This window comes from Sinomonas sp. G460-2 (assembly GCF_047759905.1).
Classification (GTDB): Bacteria; Actinomycetota; Actinomycetes; order Actinomycetales; family Micrococcaceae; genus Sinomonas.
Genome location: NZ_JBKZWT010000389.1, coordinates 1 through 2,955, shown reverse-complemented (window position 1 = coordinate 2,955; position 2,955 = coordinate 1). Strand labels below are relative to the sequence as shown.

The window sequence follows — 2,955 nt, the reverse complement described above, 5'->3', positions numbered from 1 at the left end:
ACGCGCGCAGGGGCCGCCGTGCTGCGCGGCGACTTCGACGGCCTGCGGACGCTCCTCGACGAGATCCTTCCGCCGAGCGTCGACCGGATCCTGCTCCAGGCGGACCTCACCGCGGTCGCGCCGGGCTACCTAGAGCCTGGGCTCTCGCGGAGGCTCTCGCTCCTCGCGGACCCCGAGGGCCGCGGGCCCGCGACCATCTACCGCTTCTCCGCAGCGAGCCTCCGCCGCGCGCTCGACGCCGGCGAGGACGCGGCGTCCATCACGGACTTCCTTGCCGAGCATGCCGAGACCGAGGTCCCCCAGCCGCTCGCGTACCTCGTCGAGGACACTGCGTCCCGCTACGGGAGGATCCGCGTGGGCCGGGCGGGTTCGTTCATCGTGAGCGACGACGAGGCCGCGATCGCGGGCCTCCTGCGCGAGCCGTCCGCCGCCCAGCTGGGGCTCACGCAGATCGCGCCGACCGTCGTCGTGAGCAACGCCTCGCCGCAGGAGGCCGCGGCCGTCCTCCGCGATCTGGGCCTCGCGCCCGCCGTCGACACCTCGCTCGATCCCGCGGTGCGGCTCCAGCGGCTCCGCGGCGCGGCCGCGCTGGGCCTGCTCGTTCCCGCACCTCCCGCCATGGTTCCCAACCCGGACGACGTCGAAGCCCAGCTCGGCGTGCTGCGGAACCAGTCCGCCGTGGGCGGCAACGGCGAGGAGGCCGCCCCGATGCTCGGCATCGAGACGCTTCAGAAGGCCATCCGGCTCAAGCGGGCGGTACGCTTGAACATCGTCGATGCACTCGGCAACTCCACCGTCGAGGAGCTGCGGCCGGTCTCGATCTCGGCAGGGCGCGTCCGCGTCTTCGACCCCGAGCGGGAGACCGAGCGCGTGCTGAGCGTGCACCGCATTATCGATGTCGAACTCGCCTGATCTGAGGCCCCAATGACCGACGGCCCGCTCATCGTCCAGAGCGACAAGACGATCCTGCTCGAGGTCGACCACGCGCAGGCCACGGAGGCGCGCCACGCGATCGCGGCCTTCGCCGAGCTTGAGCGCGCGCCCGAACACATCCACACCTACCGCATCACGCCGCTCGGGCTGTGGAACGCGCGCGCGGCGGGGATCGACGCCGAGAAAGTCCTCGACACGCTCCTCACCTACTCCCGCTTCCCGGTCCCGCACGCGCTCCTCATCGACATCGACGAGACCATGTCGCGCTACGGTCGGCTCCGGCTCGAGAAGGACCCCCAGCACGGCCTCGTGATGCGCACCGACGACTACCCCGTCCTCGAGGAAGTCCTCCGGGCAAGGAAGATCGGGCCACTCCTCGGGCCCCGCATCGACGGCGAGACAGTCGTGGTGCATTCGTCCCAGCGCGGCCAGCTCAAACAGGCATTGCTCAAGATCGGCTGGCCCGCGAACGACCTCGCCGGCTACGTGGATGGCACCCCGCACCCGATCGCGCTCGAGGAGAAGGGCTGGAGCCTCCGCCCGTATCAGAAGCTCGCCGCGGAGAACTTCTGGGCCGGCGGCAGCGGCGTCGTCGTCCTTCCGTGCGGCGCGGGGAAGACGCTCGTGGGCGCGGCCGCGATGGCGCAGTCGTCGACCACGACGCTCATCCTCGTGACGAACACCGTGGCCGCGCGGCAGTGGAAGGACGAGCTGCTCAAGCGCACGAGCCTCACGGAGGAGGAGATCGGCGAGTACTCGGGCTCGGTCAAGGAGGTCCGGCCGGTCACGATCGCGACGTACCAGGTGCTCACGGTCAAGCGCGGCGGCCTGTATCCCCACCTCGAGCTCGTGGACAAGAACGACTGGGGCCTCATCGTGTACGACGAGGTGCACCTTCTTCCCGCGCCGATCTTCCGCATGACGGCGGACCTCCAGGCCCGCCGTCGTCTGGGGCTCACGGCCACGCTCGTACGCGAGGACGGGCGCGAGGGCGAGGTCTTCTCGCTTATCGGGCCCAAGCGCTACGACGCGCCGTGGAAGGACATCGAGGCGCAGGGCTACATCGCGCCCGCCGACTGCGTCGAGGTCCGCGTGGACCTCCCGCGTGACGAGCGCATGGCGTACGCCATGGCGGACGACGCCGACAAGTACCGCCTGTGCGCGTCGAGCGAGACCAAGAATCAGGTCGTCGAACAGATCGTGCGCCGGCACGCGGGAGATCAGCTCCTCGTGATCGGCCAGTACATCGACCAGCTCGACGAGATCGGCGAGCGGATCGACGCGCCCGTGATCAAGGGCTCGACGAGCGTCAAGGAGCGGCAGCGCCTGTTCGACGCGTTCCGTGCGGGCGAGCTCAGCAGGCTCGTGGTCTCGAAGGTCGCGAACTTCTCGATCGACCTGCCGGAGGCCTCCGTCGCGGTGCAGGTCTCCGGCTCGTTCGGCTCACGGCAGGAGGAGGCCCAGCGCCTCGGGCGGCTCCTCCGGCCCAAGGCGGACGGTCGCTCGGCCCGCTTCTACGCCCTCGTGGCCCGCGACACGCTCGACCAGGAGTTCGCCGCGAAGCGCCAGCGCTTCCTCGCGGAACAGGGCTACGCGTACCGCATTCTCGACGCCGGCGATCTCGCCAAGGACTAAAGTCCCGATTTATTCCACCAATTGGCCAAACCTCTGGCCAAGGAATCCGGCGAGTCTTAGCATGGGAGGCGCTGGGACCTGCCAACTGCCGCAACAAGGGGACCCTCGCCGGGGAGTCTGCGGCGCATTTCGGCGCATTCTCGCCCGCACTCTGTTGTCAAGGACCCCCTCATGCGCAAGCTGGCTCTTCCTCCTCATGTGGGTTCAGCTCCTCGTCTTCATCGCGGGCGGGATCCTGGCCGGCGCGAGCCGTGAGGAGCCGGCCCCCTACCTCGGCCTGATCTGCCCGTAGGCCGGGCCCCGTGGCGCCGTCCGCCGTCCTCGGTATCGATCTGATCCTCGCGGCCGTCTGCGCGGTCGCTTCGATCGGCGCGCTCTCCGCGCGCA

At 70.0% G+C, this 2,955-nt stretch carries 2 protein-coding genes; both read left to right on the top strand.

Features of this window, described 5'->3' with window-relative positions:
• Positions 1 to 912, top strand: a 912-nt coding sequence (locus ACLN58_RS20255; protein ID WP_415857032.1) for a helicase-associated domain-containing protein, incomplete at its 5' end; no start/stop codon positions are given.
• Between the two features lie 12 nt (positions 913 to 924).
• Entirely contained in the window at positions 925 to 2,568 is a 1,644-nt protein-coding gene (locus ACLN58_RS20250) for a DNA repair helicase XPB (protein WP_415857031.1), read from the top strand.
• The last annotated feature ends 387 nt before the right edge of the window (positions 2,569 to 2,955 follow it).